Here is a 16,464-nt window from a genome sequence, read left to right on the forward strand (position 1 = left end):
AGCTGTAGCTCAGCTTCCTTCTGCCAAACTACGGTTTGGTACCCGGGCAGGCAATGCCTGCCCGGACTATCCCGAATATTATGCTTACAGCCTGCAAACTCAGGCTGAGGCTTTGTTACGCTGATTTTTTATCGTCTTAATTTTTCTGGAGTTTTTATGTTAGATACTAACCTGAAGCAAACACTTAAAACTTACCTGCAGAACCTAAAAACGGAAGTTGAGCTGGTGGTATCTTTAGACGATAGCGCCAAAGCCAAAGAAGTAGAACAACTGGCAACTGAGATTGCCGAACTGTCAGATTTAGTGTCGTTGCGTCGCGATGATGCTGCTATGGAGCGTAAGCCTGCTATGTTGGTGCGCTCGGTAGCCAAAGACACCCACATTACTTTTGCCGGTGTGCCGCTGGGCCATGAATTTACTTCGTTAGTGCTGGCTCTGCTGCACTCAGGTGGCCACCCGATTAAGGTAGAAGCCGATACCATTGAGCAAATTCGCCAGTTATCCGGCAGTTTTGCTTTTGAAACCTATATTTCGTTAAGCTGCCAGACCTGCCCGGAAGTGGTGCAGGCGCTGAATATTATGTCGGCAGTGAACCCGAACATTACTAACGTGATGATCGATGGCGCGATGTTCCAGGACGAAGTGGCTAAACGTAACGTGATGGCCGTACCGTCTGTGTTCTTAAACGGGGAACTGTTTTCCCAGGGGGCCATTACCCTGGAAAAAATTATCCAGAAAATTGATGTCAACGCTGAAAAACGTCAGGCCGAGGCGCTGAAAAGCAAAGGCGACTTTGATGTATTAGTGGTTGGCGGCGGCCCTGCTGGTGCGTCTGCTGCGGTATATGCGGCCCGAAAAGGTCTGAATACCGGTATCTTGGCCGAGCGCTTTGGTGGTCAGGTGGCGGATACCGTCGGTATAGAAAACTTTATCTCAGTGAAATACACCGAAGGCCCGAAGCTGGTAAACGCGCTGGAAGCGCACGTGCGGGAATATGACGTCGATATTATGAACAACCAGCGCGCGGTTAAGTTAAGCAAAGCCGACAAAGTTGAGCTGGAGCTGGCTAACGGTGCGGTATTAAAAAGTAAAACGTTAGTGTTGGCTCCGGGTGCGCGCTGGAGAGAAATGAATGTACCGGGTGAACAAGAGTATCGCGGTAAAGGTGTGGCGTACTGCCCGCACTGCGACGGCCCGTTATTTAAAGGCAAAAAAGTGGCCGTAATTGGTGGCGGTAACTCTGGTATTGAAGCGGCTATCGACTTAGCCGGTATTGTTGAGCACGTTACCGTGTTGGAGTTTGCCGCCACACTGCGTGCCGATGCGGTACTGGTTAAAAAAGCCAATTCAATGGGCAACATTACTATTATTACCGAAGCACAAAGTACCGAAGTGACCGGTGATGGTAAGCGGGTAAACGGCATTAATTATACCGACCGCAAAACCGGCGAGTCGCATCATGTTGAACTGGCGGGTATTTTTGTCCAGATTGGCTTGGTGCCTAATACGGAGTGGCTGCGCGGCGCATTGGAACTGTCGCCGCGTGGTGAAATTATTGTCGACGAGCGCGGCCAGACATCGTTACCTGGCGTGTTTGCCGCCGGTGACGCCACTACTGTGCCTTACAAGCAAATTATTATTGCCATGGGTGCAGGCGCCAATGCCTCGCTGGGGGCATTTGATTATCTGATTAGGCAATAGCTTTTAAGGTTTAGCAATACGGGATACCTCTCTCATCCCTCTTTGGCGGCAACTTCGGTTGCCGCTTTTTTTATTCTTTATAGTGTTAAGACTTTTGCCGTAGCGGATGGTCGGCCGGCACGCCGAGTTGGTCCAGCATCTTGTGGTTAATAGTTTTCGCTCGAAGTGGCGGGATCACCAGGGTAGTGATCTGATTCAGGGTTGCCTGCGGTAATTCGGCTAAGCGGACTTGCTCGGCACGGAACTGCCAGATTGGTAAGTCGGCGGCTTCATACAAAATTACCTGATGGTCTGGCGGGTACCATTGCCGCAGGTGCTGCACCAGGGTCTCAATATAGCGGCTTTCGCTTTCCAGTTTCGCTAAGCTGAAATCGCCGGCTATCGCTACCTGCCATAGCAGCAAATAAGCACTGACATCGACAGTGCGCTGATAAAATAAAAACTGGCTGGCTTCAAATTGCTGGCAGCCCTCAGCCATCGGGTCGATGCCCAGGTCGGCATATAGGCAGGCGTCGGCGCCAATGCCAGCTGCCATTTTCGCCTGGTAGCCCAGGGCTTTTAGCTGACGTATGGCTTCATGCGGTGGCCAGCTGGCAATGCCGGGGTGGCCGTAACAGGCCCAGACGACATTGTTGCCGGTAGTTACCGCGGTGATCACTGCCTCCAGCATGGCGTGGTAGCTTTCGAGCCGTGACTGACCGGCCTGATAAAACGGCTGTAAATCGACTAAGCTGGGGTTTATTTGCTGCAAAAAGCCGGCAAGGTAATGGCTGTTGCTGAGAAAAAATACTACATCAGCGGTTGCAAGTTGTTCGCGCGCCAGTATCGTCAACTGACTACCCAAAGTAACTCCCAGCCCCAGACACAACAAGCTGCCACGGCGTTGCTCAGCTAACATTGGTGCCCTGGCTGGCGCTGCTATCGGTCGGTTGATAAACCACAATCCGGTTGCGACCACCGGTTTTGGCCTGATATAACGCATCGTCAGCTTGTTTTAATAAATTGTCAAAATCTGCGCTACTGCTGGTGGCAACCCCGAAACTGGCGGTGATTTGAATGCTCCGATCACCAACCTCTATATCAAGTTGCTCCAGGCTCTGCCGGCATTGCTCGGCTATCTCTTGCGCGTGTGGAAGGGCACAACCCGGTAAAAACAACGCGAACTCTTCACCGCCCACCCGGGCTAAAATATCCTGCTGCCGAATGAGTGCCTGGCAGCAGCTGGCAATAGCACTTAGTACTTTATCGCCTGCGGCATGGCCATACTGGTCATTAATTTGTTTAAATAAATCGATATCAAACATAATCAGGCTGTACTCGCCTTGCTGGCGACGGTTAGCGAGATGTCTGCTAACCGTTTCGTTAAAATAGCGGCGGTTAAATAAGCGGGTTAAAAAATCGGTGGTGGCCAGCCGGTTTAACGCTACTCGTTTGCTATTGAGAACATAAATAACCAGCAGTAACAATGCTAATAAAGCGACAGCAAACATCAGAGCTTTTAGTTTTTGTTCCTGTTGTAACTTGCTTTCGAGTTGCAACAACTCATTTGCACTCTCTAATAGCGCGAGTTTATTTTCACTTTCCATAAAGTCAGCCTGTGCCAGATGGTAGGCGACGCTGCGTTTTTTAAACTCATCAATATAATGAATCAGCGCTACAGAATGTTGGCTATATGCCTTAACAGCAGCTGCGGTATTTCCTGATTTTTCATGTGTTTGTGCTAATAACAGCATCGCTTTATTGGCGGTTTTCGTATCATTTAACGTTATTGTCTGCTGATAAACCTTTTCAAGTAATGCCTCTGCTGCTGCATAGTTCTGCAGATGTAGCTCAGCTGATCCCAGGAAAAATTCAGCCTGAATAACTGAATACAAATAGCCGGTTTTTTTAAGCTCAGGCATTACTGACAGCATGTCCGTTTTAACCTGAGCCGGCACCTTATCTACATCAATTTCAGCGATGTACAGGCTAAGGGTGTGTAGTAATAATGGCTCGTTTGCTGTGATGCAGGCTTGTCTCGCTGTATTAACTGCTTCATTTGTATACGTTTGGTTTAACTTTATTGTTGCATTCAATTGTAATGCATAGCCAACACAATAGCTGCGAGGAGAGCGGGCAACATCGACGATGTTGGACGCATATTCCAAGGCTTTGTCGTAAACATTGGCACTGATATGTAATTGGGTCGCAACAGTATACAAACTGACCTGTAGAGGTTCGTTGTTCAGATAAATGCCTGCTTTTAGTGCATCAAACAAGAACGAGTAGGCCTTACTGAAATCCTTTCTGTGCTCATAAACTGTTGCCAGCAACAAGTTGGCTTTAAGGGTGATTTCCGGGTATTTACTATCTGCAACCTTGGTAGCCCAGCTAATCGCATTTTCCTGTTTGCCCTGAAATGCATAGATGTAGGCTTTTAGAAAGGTAAATTGCTCTTTCTGATAAGGAGTCAGAGCCTGGTAATTTAACTCCAGCTGAGCAACGATGTCAGCGGTTTGGGTTGGTGACTGAGTGCGTAATGCTTCTGCCTTGTCCAGCTGTTGTTGAAAAGTGTCAGCTGCACTGAAAGCAGAAAACGCCGCTAACAACACTATCAGCGGTATATACACCCATCCTGCCCGTTGCACAGCGTATTACTTTGCCGGGAAGATAAAAGTAACAGGTTGCACCGGATGTCCGGTTAACTGCTCAACTTTGGCTTTATCGCCCGCTACCACGGCGTCTATTTCATGGCTTTGCAGGCCATAATTCTGCATGGTGGTCGCAGGGTCTTGCTGGTACTGCTGTTGCAATTTCAGGTTGGTGGCTAAATCACTGATAAACTGGCTTAACGTCGACATAGTACATCCTGTTAGATGCTGCGATGGGTATCATAAGCAGTGTTAGCATGTTGTCGGTTACAAAGGCGATTACTGCTGCTATTTTGCACTCTAATGTAAGTCAAAAAGCACTTGCTAACAACAACCCATTATTGAAACTTTTGCATAAGTGGCTTGCCACTAATTCCGTTTGGTTATATCTGAGCGTTATAAGCTATTTTGCGAAATAGGCTTGCAGCGCTATTCTAAGCACTAATAACAGCTGACGATTTCAGCTTGCGGAGCGGCCGTGCAATATCTTCCCTTATTCGTGAAATTAACCGATAAACCAGTGCTGATTGTTGGCGGTGGCTCGGTGGCGCTGCGTAAAGCGGGCACCTTGTTAAGTGCCGGCGCTAAGCTTTATGTAGTATCGCCCGAGTTTGCCCCGGAATTTACTGAATGGCAGCAGCAGGGTAAAGCACAGCTGATTAGCGGCTATTTCCGCGAGGAAATGCTGGACGGTAAATTACTGGTGATTGCCGCGACCGACAACGATAACGTTAACGCTGCAGTATTTGAGGCCGCGACTGAACGTAATATGCTGGTCAATACCGTGGACGACCAGCCCAAGTGTGGTTTTATTTTCCCCTCTATTATCGACCGCAACCCGATTATTATTGCCATATCCAGTTTTGGTACTGCACCGGTGCTGGCCAGGCGGTTACGCGAAAAGCTGGAAACCTTGTTACCCCAACACCTGGGGCCACTGGCGCAACTTGTTGGTCGTTTTCGTGATCAGGTCAAAGCGAAAATAAAGGGCTTTGCCGCCCGTCGTCAGTTTTGGGAAAAAGTATTTAATTCCGACGTAGTACGCGAAGTACAAGCCAATCAGTTACCTCAGGCAGAACGGCGGCTTAATGAGTTGCTGGCAGAGCCGCAGCAGCTTGACGGTGAAGTGTATGTGGTAGGCGCCGGCCCCGGCGATCCGGAATTGTTGACTTTAAAAGCATTGCAGCTGATGCAGCAAGCCGATGTGGTGGTGTATGACTATCTGGTCTCGCCTGAAATTATGCAGTTGGTGCGCCGTGATGCCGAGCTTATTTGCGTGGGTAAAAAAGCCGGTGCGCATTCGGTGGCGCAGCAGGATACCAACCAAATATTGATTGATTTAGCGCTATCAGGCAAAAAAGTGTGCCGCTTAAAAGGCGGCGACCCCTTTATTTTTGGCCGTGGCGGCGAAGAAATTCAGGCACTGTTGCCGCACAACATTGCCTTTCAGGTGGTGCCGGGGGTAACGGCTGCAGCGGGGTGTGCGGCCTATGCGGGCATTCCGTTAACCCATCGCGATCATGCGCAAAGCGTCCAGTTTGTTACAGGCCATTGCCGGCCTGATGGCAGCGAGCCCGACTGGCGCAGCATGAGTAAGCCTAATCAGACCGTGGTAATTTACATGGGGTTGATGAAAGCAGGCCATATTCAGCAGCAGCTTATAAGTGCCGGGCGCTCGCCAGCTACCCCGGTAGCGATTATCGAAAATGGTAGCCGGCTGCAGCAGCGGATTATTACCACCGAGCTAAGTGAGCTGGCCACGAAAGTCAGCAGCGAGCAGGTGCAATCACCGGCGCTGTTGATTATTGGTGAGGTGGTCAGTTTACAACAGCAGTTGCATTGGTTTGGCAAGCGGCCACAGAGCGCGGTATTTGCCCAGCCGTTAACCCGGCTGCGTTAATTCTGGTACACTCGCAGCACAAAATATATTGCAACAACTACTCTTTCAAACCTTTCAAGGACGACATCATGACCGCAACCTTATTACCAGCCATTATTAAGATTGCCGAACAGGCAGGCGAGGCCATTTTGACCATTTATGGCCGTGACCAGGCCGATTTTAATATCAGCGCCAAAAGCGACGACTCGCCATTAACTGCAGCTGATTTAGCGGCGCATAAACTGATCGTGGCTGAGTTGACAAAGTTAACCCCCGATTTGCCGGTTTTATCGGAAGAAGCGGCTGATATCAGCTGGGATATTCGCAAAAGCTGGCAGCGTTACTGGCTGGTAGACCCACTGGATGGTACCAAGGAGTTTATTAAGCGTAATGGCGAGTTCACGGTAAATATTGCGCTAATCGATAACGGCGAACCGGTGTTAGGTGTGGTACATGCTCCGGTGCTGGCGAAAACTTACTATGCGGCTAAAGATGAGGGGGCTTTTTTAAAGCAAGCAACTGGCGTCAAGCCAATAAAAGTGAATAAGGCTAGTCGCGATCAGTTGGTTAAAGTAGTGGGCAGTCGCAGCCACCCCAGTCCCGATTTAGCCGGCTATCTGGCGCAGTTTAGCCAGCATGAAATGGTCCCGGTCGGCAGTTCTTTAAAGTTTTGTTTAGTTGCCGATGGCACCGCTGATGTGTATCCGCGTTTTGGCCCCACCATGGCCTGGGATACCGGCGCCGGTCATATTGTGGCGACTGAAGCCGGTGCCTCCGTCAGCTTTGATGGGATAGCCAGCAGGGTGTATCAGCGCGAACAGCTGCTCAACCCTAACTTTATGGTATCAGCACTCGTATCGGCAACAGGCGACTAATCCGAGCCGGTAGGGTACACTAACCACCTAATTTACAGGTGACTAGTGCTATGCGTTTAGATAAATTTATATGTGATTGTACCGGCCTGACCCGCAGTCAGGCTGGCAAAGTGATCCGCCAGAAGCTGGTCAGTATTAATGGCGAAGTAGTGAAACAAGCAGCGTTGCAGGTAAGTGACAGCGATTCCGTAGTGATGGACGGCCAACCACTGGCCATTATTGGCCTGCGCTACTTAATGCTACATAAACCGGCGGGGTTTCTGTGCGCCAATGACGACCCAGAGCACCCCATTGTTTTTAATTTACTGGATGAACCTATAGTTGAGCGACTGCATACCGTTGGCCGGCTCGATCTAGACACCACCGGCTTGTTGCTGCTAACCGATGACGGTAAATGGTCACACCGGATTAGCTCGCCTAAACATCATATTGCTAAAACTTACCGGGTATGGACCGCCGACCCCATTGCTGATGATGCTGCTAGCCTGTTTGCTGATGGCGTAATGCTGCGCGGTGAAAAAGACCCAACCTTGCCTGCTGAACTGGAATTAGTGGCAGAGCGTGAAGCGCTGCTGACCATCCATGAAGGCCGTTATCATCAGGTGAAACGGATGTTTGCCGCTATTGGCAATAAGGTGGAGCAATTGCACCGCGAGAGAATCGGCGGTTTGCAGTTGCCGGCTGATTTAGCCGAAGGTGAATACCGGCCACTTACTGCGGCTGAATTGTCGCAGCTGCAAGCTTAAACCATTGCGTTGGCTTGCAGCTTGTTTGATTTTTCACAGTGGCGTAGCGCTGGCGCAGACAAATGATTGGCAGTTGTATAAAACTGCCGGCGACGTGCTGGTGGAGTATCGTCGTGATTCAGATAATTTACTAGAGATCCGGGCAAAAACCAGAGTCAGCTCCAAAGTAGAGGCTTTTAAACGCTTACTTGAAGATACCGGCAATATCGATAAGTGGGCGGCTAATGCAGATAAAGCTGAACTGATAAGCCATCCGGACGCTGACATTAATATCGTTCATACCTACTTTAGCGCCATGTGGCCAGTATCGGATCGCGATATGGTGACCAAATCTGTCTGGACGCAACACAAAGAAAGTGGCGAGCTGACCCTGAATATACAGGATGTTGGCGCGGAGTACCCGACGGCAAAAGGGTATATCCGGATGCAGCAGGTGCAGGCAAAATGGACATTAACGCCGCAGCCTGATGGTAGCTTGCTGATTAATTATCAGGGGCAGGCTGATCCGGCTGGTAACTTACCGCACTTCCTTGCCGACAAAGTGGCGCTGAAGTCGATTTTTACCACATTCGAGCGGCTACCGGCTGTATTACAGCAATATCAGTAAGCACCAGCAGTTCCACTTAAGTCACCTGAAACGTCTTGATTTGCATCATTTGTAAGCCTTACCTACATTACCAGTACCAGCCCAACACTAAGCCCAGTTCAGTTGCATGTCTGTCTTTATTCACGGTGATCCGAAAATCCGAATCTTGCGAAACGGCATAACGGACATTTAACTTTGCCAAATGATCGTTTGTGCCACCATTAAAAAATCGATGCTCCAGTTCAAACCTGGACGATACCTGCTCGGAGATATACCAGGTTGAAATCAGTCTGGTGCTAAGGTAACCGCCAGCACTATCTATTTTTTCGCCAAGATAACCAACGCCGACAAAACCGGAAATATTAAAAGCTGACAGAGCTTCGAAACCATAACCGATGCCCGTATTGGCTTTATAGGCTTCACAATCTAAGCAGCCAACCGTGGTTTGGCTTGCACCAATATCCAGATACCAGGAGTAATTCCGGTCGCCAGGCAGGCCGGTATAGTTTGCTCTGATATTTTCAATTTTCAATAACGAAAACTCTTTTAGAAAAAGCTTGGTATGGGTGAATCCAAGGATCAACTCTCCCATACTCAATGCTGAAAATCTGACATGACTGTTAGCTGCATCCAGCGCATCATAATAGGCGGGGCGAAGCTGCAATTGGCCATAACTCTCATCGTTTGAACGGACAATGTGTATTGCAGAATAACTCGGCTTTCTGCCTAAATGAGGTTGGGAGTCTGCGTTAAAATTGCCGGCAGATTGCCCCGCGGGCAATTGATAACGCAACAGTACTGCCTGTTTGTAGTAGCTGTTATTGGGATCCGTTAAGCCTGCACTTTCTTTACGCAAAAATTGATAATAATCGATAAGAGTGTCAATTATCTGATGTTGTTCGGTTAATTTAAATTGCGATAAATCAGTATTAGTCAGTAACTCTGGTTGCTTTACAAGGTTAAACAAAACGATCTTTTGTTGGCGATCAAGCAACGAAAAGCGTTGATACAGCCGGCTTTGCCTGGATGGGTGATATCTGATTTCCCTGACTAATGATTGCCCTTGGTAGGTGGTCGTAGATAAATTCTGCATGATGGACTGGGGTGTTATCCAAAGACGCTTACTGCTTGTCACCTTATTGTCTAACAGCAGTTGTAGCAGCTCACCCATATGGAAAGCGCAATTGCGGTTAAAAAAGTAATATTGATAATCAGCGTCAAGTAATTCCCATAAGTGCCCCAGCAGCAGGGTGATATCCTGCGCCTCTAACGCAAGTTCATATTCCCATAAGTCCCGCAGTTCAGACTCGCCATAGTTTTCAGCATGATAAAAGTATTTTTGTTGCGTAAATGAAGCATCGTATTGCCCAACAATACCCTTGATAACATAAAGTGCCATATTTTCGTCTGGCGGGACGTCAGCGCCATAATTTATGGCCGTATCCTGCAGCATGTTCTGTTGGCTGCTTACATCGCCGGTATTTAACTTCAGTAATAAGTGACCATAATAAGAGGCTGGGTTGCCGAGAAAGCCAGTAGCAAAAATCACACTGATGGATTTGACGTTTTGTTGCTGCAGAAATTGGCTAAACTCTGGGCATTCAATTTCAGTGATGCCAAAATCAGCGATATTAACGTGTTGTTTCAGCCAGTTAAAACGTGCTGGAAATTTACATTGCGCGTGATTATCCGGACCTGCTTCGTTAACAGGAGCAGAAAAGGCTGCTAAGGTGGCGCGCAATTCACTTAACGGATCGGTATTTCCAGCTTCTGACAAAAAAAAGTGCTTAGACTTGATGTAGCTTTGACCATTGTCTGAATATACAAGCAGTTTTTTCCAGGTTGATGAGGCGGCAATTCGTTCAAGTTCAGCGGTAGCCGTAAAGGTAGATGCTTGAATAAGATTGCAAAAAAAAGCAAGGCAGCAGAGTAATATAAATCGATTCATCAATAGACTCAAAAACAGAATAGGGAGCTTGCTCCCTATTCTGTTTAAAAATTATGCAGAGGTTACAGCACTGATAACAGTGAAGTAGTATAACTCTGATTTTTCACGCTTATCAGCAGCAGTATAGGATTCATCAGCAATATGCAGACTCATCTGTGCGCGCACATCATTGATGATCTGTGCTTGGTTAGCAGGTGCTACTTCAAGGATGTTCATCAGAGCAGATAAATGTTCACCTTCGCCACGAGCTGTATCTTCAATGATGCTGTCGTATGAGTTTAAGATAAATGCCGCGGCATCAACATTTTTTCCTGAACATGTCTCTGGACTTGCTGTTGCTGACGTTACAGCAGTAGTACCGATATCCCAGATAATATTTGATGTTACCGCTAAAACTTTATTTTCTGAAAATAAAGCAGCGCCAATACCGCAATCTGAAAATGGATTTGGGCCTGAACCTGGTGCTTTAGCTGCATGTACAGATGCAGAAAGAGCCATAGTGACGGATAGTGTTAAAATAGCGCAAAGTTTCATGTTAATTCCTTTTCATTTTTTATTATTTACAAAACCCCAGAAAATGGAGGCGCGTAGTTTATACATTTTCTAAATTTGCAAATCTAGCTGTTTTTAAAAATAAATAATGTAAACGTTAACGTTGAAAAAAAGACTATTTGTAAGGTGCTCATTTTATAAAGATGAATAAAAAGACTTTTTAAAACCTGTTATTTCTACTACGCTCAAATTATGCTAACTCAGCATTAAGTTAATAAGGATGAAGTATGAATTTTATCGCTTTTTTAATCATCGGTGCGCTGGCAGGCTGGATTGCTGGCAATATTATGAAAGGTAAAGGCTTTGGTCTATTAGGCAATATGCTGGTAGGCATTGTCGGTGCTTTTGTGGGCGGTTTTTTGTTTGGTTTACTGGGGCTGGCGTCATATGGTTTTATTGGTTCGCTGGTTACCGCGACGGTCGGTGCGATAGTGCTGATTTATGTGGTGAGCTTAATTAAAAAGAGCTAGCCACTCTGTGGCGCCCAGTTCGGGGTTCTAACGCGCGCTGATTCGCATTAAAACAAATCCAATGATTCACCTTGTTCCGGTATATCCTGATTCTTGTTGTCTTTGGCATTAAGCCGGGCCCGGCGCTGGGTCAGCAGCTTAAGAATATGTGCCCGCTCGGTAGCCGGTTTCTGGTGCCAGTTAAAACGTTCGTCACGCGAGCGCAGGCAACCCAGGCAATAACCACGGTTGTTGCTCTGGCACACCCCAATACAGGGGTTGGCTATGTCGAATAGCTCTAGCTGATCCATAGTGCTACTGCGCTGGTTGCTGAATATACTTAGTGTACGTTGTGGCAGGCCAAAGGTGCAAATGGTGGATTATTTTTAGCAAGATCACAAAAATGGGTTGACTTCAGACTGATAGACGGCTATTTCTATAGGCTAATTGCTCTGCGAAACAGAGCCGAATAACAAAAACGAATTCAACCAAGCAAATAAGTAAGAATCAAATTATGCGTTTAGCTGCCGTTCTGAACATTATTGTCCTCGTGGTCGTGGTGATTATTAATCTCCGCGGGGGCGGTGTTTTGGAAAAATAAAGTAGCTTAAAGCGAAATCCAACAAAACCCCCGCTCCGCAAGGACCGGGGGTTTTGTCGTTTCAGGGCTTTTAAAAAAATATTAGCAACAGAGGTTACAGATGAAAGGCGCAGAGTTGGTATTAAAGGTGTTGCAGCAGCATGGTGTGGATACCATTTTTGGTTATCCCGGCGGCGCTATTATGCCAATTTACGATGCAATCTACCAAAGCCCTATCAAACACTACCTGTGCCGGCACGAGCAGGGCGGCGCATTCTCGGCAATCGGTTATGCCCGCAGCTCAGGCAAGGTTGGCGTGTGCCTGGCCACCTCTGGCCCTGGCGCCACTAACTTAATTACCTCACTGGCCGATGCCATGCTGGACTCGGTCCCTTTGGTTGCCATTACCGGTCAGGTATCCCAGGCAGTAATGGGTACTGATGCCTTTCAGGAAATTGATGTATTGGGCTTAAGTTTAAGCGTCACTAAGCACAGCTTTATGGTACGCAGCGTCGATGAACTGGCCGCCACCTTAAACGAAGCCTTTGCCATTGCAAGTAGCGGCCGACCAGGCCCGGTATTGGTCGACATCCCTAAAGATGTGCAATTAGCCAGCGTGATCAAGCATGAGTTATCTGCAAAACCGCAGCAGCGTGCTATCAGTACCTCGCTGGCACAAAGCGCGCAGGCCCGGCAGCTGATTAGCCATGCCCAAAAGCCGATGGCGTATATTGGTGGCGGCGTGCATATGGCGGGTGCAATGCCGCAGCTGCAGGAGTTTTTAGCACAGTGCCCGATGCCCTCGGTGACCACCTTAAAAGGCATGGGATCAGTGGCTAAAGACAACCCGCATTATTTGGGCATGTTGGGGATGCATGGTACGCAGGCCGCTAATTTAGCGGTACAGCAGTGCGATTTATTGGTGTGTTTAGGCGCCCGTTTTGATGATCGGGTTACCGGTAACCTGCAAAAATTTGCGCCCAATGCCAAAGTAATTCACGTCGATATCGACCCGGCGGAAATCAACAAGGTGCGCTTTGCCCAGGTGTCGTTTTTGGGCGATATGCGGCAAATTTTGCCAGCTATAGCCAGTAATACTAACTGTCAGGAGTGGTTAGCCCATTGCAGCAGCTTAAAGCAGCAACATGGCTGGCGTTACGACCACCCAGGCGAGCGTATTTATGCGCCGCTGATGTTAAAGCAGTTGAGTGAGCGGATGCCGGATAACAGCGTGGTGTGCTGCGATGTCGGTCAGCACCAGATGTGGGTAGCCCAGCATATGCGATTTAGCCACCCGCGCAATCATTTATCCAGCGGTGGCCTTGGCACCATGGGCTTTGGCCTGCCGGCAGCAATTGGAGCTAAGTTAGCCCGGCCACAAGACACCGTTATAGCGGTGTCAGGCGATGGCTCTTTTATGATGAACGTGCAGGAACTGGGCACCATTAAACGTTTTCGTTTACCGGTAAAAATCGTCATTGTCGATAACCAGCGTCTGGGCATGGTAAAGCAGTGGCAACAATTGTTTTTTGATGAGCGCTACAGCGAAACTGATTTATCGGACAATCCGGATTTTGTCGCACTGGCCGCGGCCTTTGCTATACCCGGCCACTGTATTACCCGCAAAGATGAAGTAGAAGGCGCGCTGGAAGCCATGTTTACCTGGCCGGGCCCCTATTTACTACATGTAAAAATTGATGAAAAAGATAACGTCTGGCCATTAGTACCGCCGGGTGCCGCGAATGAAGATATGATCATGGAGAGCAACTAATGAACCATACCCTGACCATCACCACCAATAATGAAGCCAGCGTTGTTGAACGTTTATTGCAAGTAACCCGTTATCGCGGTTACCAGTTAGCTGGCTTGCAGCTGGAGCCGCTGACTGACTGCGCTGGCTTAAGCGTTACCCTGACGGTATGCAGTGACAAGCCCATTCATTTACTGACCAGTCAGCTGCATAAATTATACGATGTGCGCGACTTACAACTGGTCAGCGCCGACATTGCTGCGCTGCGCGCCTAAACTGATACCAGACTAATTATTATTAACGGAGTACCTGATGCCAAAGTTAAGATCCGCTACTGTCACTGAAGGCCGCAATATGGCAGGCGCCCGCGCGCTGTGGCGAGCCACCGGAGTTAAAGACACCGATTTTGGCAAACCCATTATTGCCGTAGTTAACTCGTTTTGTGAGTTCGTGCCCGGTCATGTGCATTTGCGTGATTTGGGCAAGCTGGTGGCCAAAAGCATTGAAGAAGCCGGCGGTATTGCCAAAGAGTTTAATACCATTGCGGTAGATGATGGCATCGCCATGGGCCATGGCGGCATGCTTTACAGCCTGCCGTCGCGCGAGCTGATTGCCGACTCAGTCGAGTATATGGTCAACGCCCATTGTGCTGATGCCATGGTGTGTATTTCAAACTGCGACAAAATCACCCCGGGCATGTTAATGGCGGCGATGCGCTTAAACGTACCGGCCATTTTTATTTCCGGCGGACCAATGGAAGCCGGTAAAACCAAGTTATCCGATCAAATTATCAAGCTGGATTTAGTCGATGCCATGGTGTCGGCGGCCGATCCGAAAGTGAGCGATGCCGATAGCGAACAAATTGAGCGTAGTGCTTGCCCGACTTGTGGCAGTTGTTCAGGCATGTTTACCGCCAACTCAATGAACTGTTTGGTAGAAGCCTTAGGTTTAGGCCAGCCGGGTAATGGCTCGCTGCTGGCTACTCATGCCGATCGTAAAGAGCTGTTTGTCCAGGCCGGTTTTCGGATTATGGAGCTTTGTAATCGCTGGTATAAAAACGATGATGCCAGTGCCTTGCCGCGCAGCATCGGCAATAAAACCGCCTTTGAAAACGCCATGATGCTCGATATCGCCATGGGCGGCTCGACTAATACGGTGCTGCATTTATTAGCCGCGGCTATTGAAGCGGAAGTTGATTTTACCATGGCGGATATCGATCGCTTGTCACGCATCGTGCCGCATTTATGTAAGGTGGCACCCTCTACTCAAAAATACCATATGGAAGATGTCCATCGCGCCGGTGGGGTTATCGGTATTTTGGCCGAGCTGAACCGTGCCGGCTTGCTAAACCCCAATACGCCGCATGTTGCCGGCAGTTCGCTGGCGGCGGTGCTGGAGCAGTGGGATTTAAAAACCAGCCCGTCCAAAGAAGTGCAGCAGTTTTATGCCGCTGGGCCGGCCGGTATTCGTACCACCCAGGCGTTTTCGCAAAACTGTCGCTATCCGTCGGTCGATGATGACAGAGTGGAAGGCTGTATCCGCAGTAAAGAGCATGCCTACTCACAAGACGGCGGCCTGGCGGTGCTGTTTGGTAACCTGGCACCACAGGGCTGTATTGTAAAAACCGCCGGGGTAGAGCCAGAGAACCTGGTATTTACCGGTAGCGCCCGGGTGTTTGAAAGCCAGGATGAGGCGGTAGAGGCCATTTTAAAAGGTAAGGTGGTGGCGGGTGACGCGGTCGTTATTCGCTACGAAGGCCCGAAAGGTGGCCCGGGTATGCAGGAAATGCTTTACCCAACCAGTTATTTAAAGTCGATGGGTTTAGGTAAAGCCTGTGCTTTGATTACCGATGGCCGGTTTTCTGGTGGTACTTCGGGGCTATCAATTGGCCATGTTTCGCCAGAAGCCGCCAGTGGTGGTGCTATTGCCCTTGTGCAGGAAGGCGACACCATCGAGATTGATATTCCCCAGCGTAAAATCGGCATTGCCATCAGTGATGAAGAACTGGCAAAGCGCCACGCCCAAATGGATGCGAAAGGTAAGCAGGGCTGGAAGCCAGAGAACCGCCAGCGGGTGGTGAGTAACGCCTTAAAAGCCTATGCCTTACTGGCCAGTAGTGCGGATAAAGGCGCAGTGCGGGATGTGTCGAAGCTTGAAGAATAACAGCAATACTTTAGACGAAGGGACAAGGTGTACTTTCGTAGCGGCGGCATGGACGCCGCGCAGGCTGAAGGGGCGCCCTGTTTTTCAATAAGTGGCGATGTGCTCCTTGAAGGCGGCGAAAAGAGCATTTCCTTGCCGTGAGCCTTAACACAATGTACAGGCTTCGACAGATAGCAACACGCGGGGACGCCGTAAATATATCCCTATAGGCTCCTCTCCAGCATCCCTGCTGGAGACGCCCCGCTTAGTTGTAACCTGTCTTCGCTTGATACTTAAGAGTGTCGGCTGGCACAAGCAGCAAGACTTGAGACGAAGGGACAAGGTGTACTTTCGAAGCAGCGGCAGGGATGCCGCGCAGGCTGAAAGGGCACAGGGACGTGATCCTTGAAGGCGGCGAAGAAAGTATTTCCTTGTCTCTGAGTTTAAAGATGAGTTGCAGGTTACAACAGGTAACAAGAATATTAACAGCAGTGGAGCAACAATGAATAACCTGGCAATAGTCCAAGCAGAGCAAACAGATACCGAGCTAATGCAGCAGTATCTGCGGGACATTTTGCTGTCGCCGGTTTATCAGGCTGCGGTGGAAACACCGTTGGATGGCATGA

The 16,464-nt window shown here is 48.8% G+C and carries 15 protein-coding genes; 9 read left to right on the plus strand and 6 right to left on the minus strand.

All coding sequences use genetic code 11. The annotated features are described in order from the left end of the window. Window positions 1-156: 156 nt before the first annotated feature. Complete coding sequence (gene ahpF, locus ABY802_RS00485; RefSeq protein WP_372624938.1) at window positions 157-1,701, plus strand: alkyl hydroperoxide reductase subunit F; 1,545 nt, start codon at window positions 157-159, stop codon at window positions 1,699-1,701. A gap of 85 nt (window positions 1,702-1,786) precedes the next feature. Here ahpF and ABY802_RS00490 read toward each other — a convergent pair whose 3' ends face one another. Genes ABY802_RS00490 through ABY802_RS00500 form a run of 3 tightly spaced genes read right to left on the minus strand, consistent with a single transcriptional unit; the run spans window position 1,787 to window position 4,541 of the window. Then, window positions 1,787-2,599, minus strand: a complete 813-nt coding sequence (locus tag ABY802_RS00490) for an SAM-dependent methyltransferase (protein WP_372624940.1) — start codon at window positions 2,597-2,599, stop codon at window positions 1,787-1,789. Then, window positions 2,589-4,328: a diguanylate cyclase gene (locus ABY802_RS00495; RefSeq protein WP_372624942.1), complete on the minus strand. Its 1,740-nt coding sequence runs from the start codon at window positions 4,326-4,328 to the stop codon at window positions 2,589-2,591. The genes ABY802_RS00490 and ABY802_RS00495 overlap by 11 nt, the downstream gene beginning before the upstream one ends. Window positions 4,329-4,334: 6 nt before the next feature. Next, a complete protein-coding gene (locus ABY802_RS00500) occupies window positions 4,335-4,541 on the minus strand; it encodes a hypothetical protein (RefSeq protein ID WP_372624944.1) in 207 nt (68 codons plus the stop codon). A gap of 268 nt (window positions 4,542-4,809) precedes the next feature. Here ABY802_RS00500 and cysG point away from each other — a divergent pair, with 268 nt between their 5' ends. From cysG to ABY802_RS00520, 4 genes are all read left to right on the plus strand, one after another. Next, window positions 4,810-6,231 carry a siroheme synthase CysG gene (gene cysG, locus ABY802_RS00505; protein ID WP_372624946.1) on the plus strand — a complete coding sequence of 474 codons (1,422 nt, stop codon included), beginning with the start codon at window positions 4,810-4,812 and terminating at the stop codon, window positions 6,229-6,231. A gap of 68 nt (window positions 6,232-6,299) precedes the next feature. Continuing rightward, a complete protein-coding gene (gene cysQ, locus ABY802_RS00510; protein WP_372624948.1) occupies window positions 6,300-7,085 on the plus strand; it encodes a 3'(2'),5'-bisphosphate nucleotidase CysQ in 786 nt (261 codons plus the stop codon). Window positions 7,086-7,135: 50 nt separating this feature from the next. Beyond that, complete coding sequence (gene rsuA / locus ABY802_RS00515; protein WP_372624950.1) at window positions 7,136-7,831, plus strand: 16S rRNA pseudouridine(516) synthase RsuA; 696 nt, start codon at window positions 7,136-7,138, stop codon at window positions 7,829-7,831. Between the two features lie 25 nt (window positions 7,832-7,856). Continuing rightward, on the plus strand, window positions 7,857-8,438 hold the full coding sequence (locus ABY802_RS00520; protein WP_372624952.1) for an START domain-containing protein: 582 nt from the start codon (window positions 7,857-7,859) through the stop codon (window positions 8,436-8,438). A gap of 67 nt (window positions 8,439-8,505) precedes the next feature. On the opposite strand, the gene ABY802_RS00525 is transcribed toward ABY802_RS00520, so the two are convergent. Both ABY802_RS00525 and ABY802_RS00530 read right to left on the minus strand, forming a co-directional pair. Then, window positions 8,506-10,194: a DUF4105 domain-containing protein gene (locus ABY802_RS00525; protein ID WP_372624954.1), complete on the minus strand. Its 1,689-nt coding sequence runs from the start codon at window positions 10,192-10,194 to the stop codon at window positions 8,506-8,508. Window positions 10,195-10,416: 222 nt separating this feature from the next. After that, window positions 10,417-10,899 carry a DUF3015 family protein gene (locus ABY802_RS00530; RefSeq protein WP_372624956.1) on the minus strand — a complete coding sequence of 161 codons (483 nt, stop codon included), beginning with the start codon at window positions 10,897-10,899 and terminating at the stop codon, window positions 10,417-10,419. Window positions 10,900-11,144: 245 nt separating this feature from the next. Here ABY802_RS00530 and ABY802_RS00535 point away from each other — a divergent pair, with 245 nt between their 5' ends. Then, window positions 11,145-11,387 carry a GlsB/YeaQ/YmgE family stress response membrane protein gene (locus ABY802_RS00535; RefSeq protein WP_217670649.1) on the plus strand — a complete coding sequence of 81 codons (243 nt, stop codon included), beginning with the start codon at window positions 11,145-11,147 and terminating at the stop codon, window positions 11,385-11,387. 47 nt (window positions 11,388-11,434) lie between these two features. On the opposite strand, the gene ABY802_RS00540 is transcribed toward ABY802_RS00535, so the two are convergent. Further along, window positions 11,435-11,677 carry a DUF1289 domain-containing protein gene (locus ABY802_RS00540; RefSeq protein ID WP_372624958.1) on the minus strand — a complete coding sequence of 81 codons (243 nt, stop codon included), beginning with the start codon at window positions 11,675-11,677 and terminating at the stop codon, window positions 11,435-11,437. Window positions 11,678-12,067: 390 nt separating this feature from the next. On the opposite strand from ABY802_RS00540, the gene ilvG reads away from it, so the two are divergent. From ilvG to ilvD, 3 genes are read left to right on the plus strand one after another with little or no spacing between them, the layout of a single operon-like run. Beyond that, entirely contained in the window at window positions 12,068-13,717 is a 1,650-nt protein-coding gene (gene ilvG / locus ABY802_RS00545; protein WP_372624960.1) for an acetolactate synthase 2 catalytic subunit, read from the plus strand. Then, window positions 13,717-13,971, plus strand: coding sequence for an acetolactate synthase 2 small subunit (ilvM, locus tag ABY802_RS00550; protein ID WP_372624962.1), 255 nt, complete (start codon window positions 13,717-13,719; stop codon window positions 13,969-13,971). The genes ilvG and ilvM overlap by 1 nt, the downstream gene beginning before the upstream one ends. 37 nt (window positions 13,972-14,008) lie before the next feature. Beyond that, on the plus strand, window positions 14,009-15,859 hold the full coding sequence (ilvD, locus tag ABY802_RS00555) for a dihydroxy-acid dehydratase (RefSeq protein ID WP_372624964.1): 1,851 nt from the start codon (window positions 14,009-14,011) through the stop codon (window positions 15,857-15,859). The last annotated feature ends 605 nt before the right edge of the window (window positions 15,860-16,464 follow it).

Source organism: Arsukibacterium sp. (assembly GCF_041616895.1).
Taxonomy (GTDB): domain Bacteria; phylum Pseudomonadota; class Gammaproteobacteria; order Enterobacterales; family Alteromonadaceae; genus Alishewanella.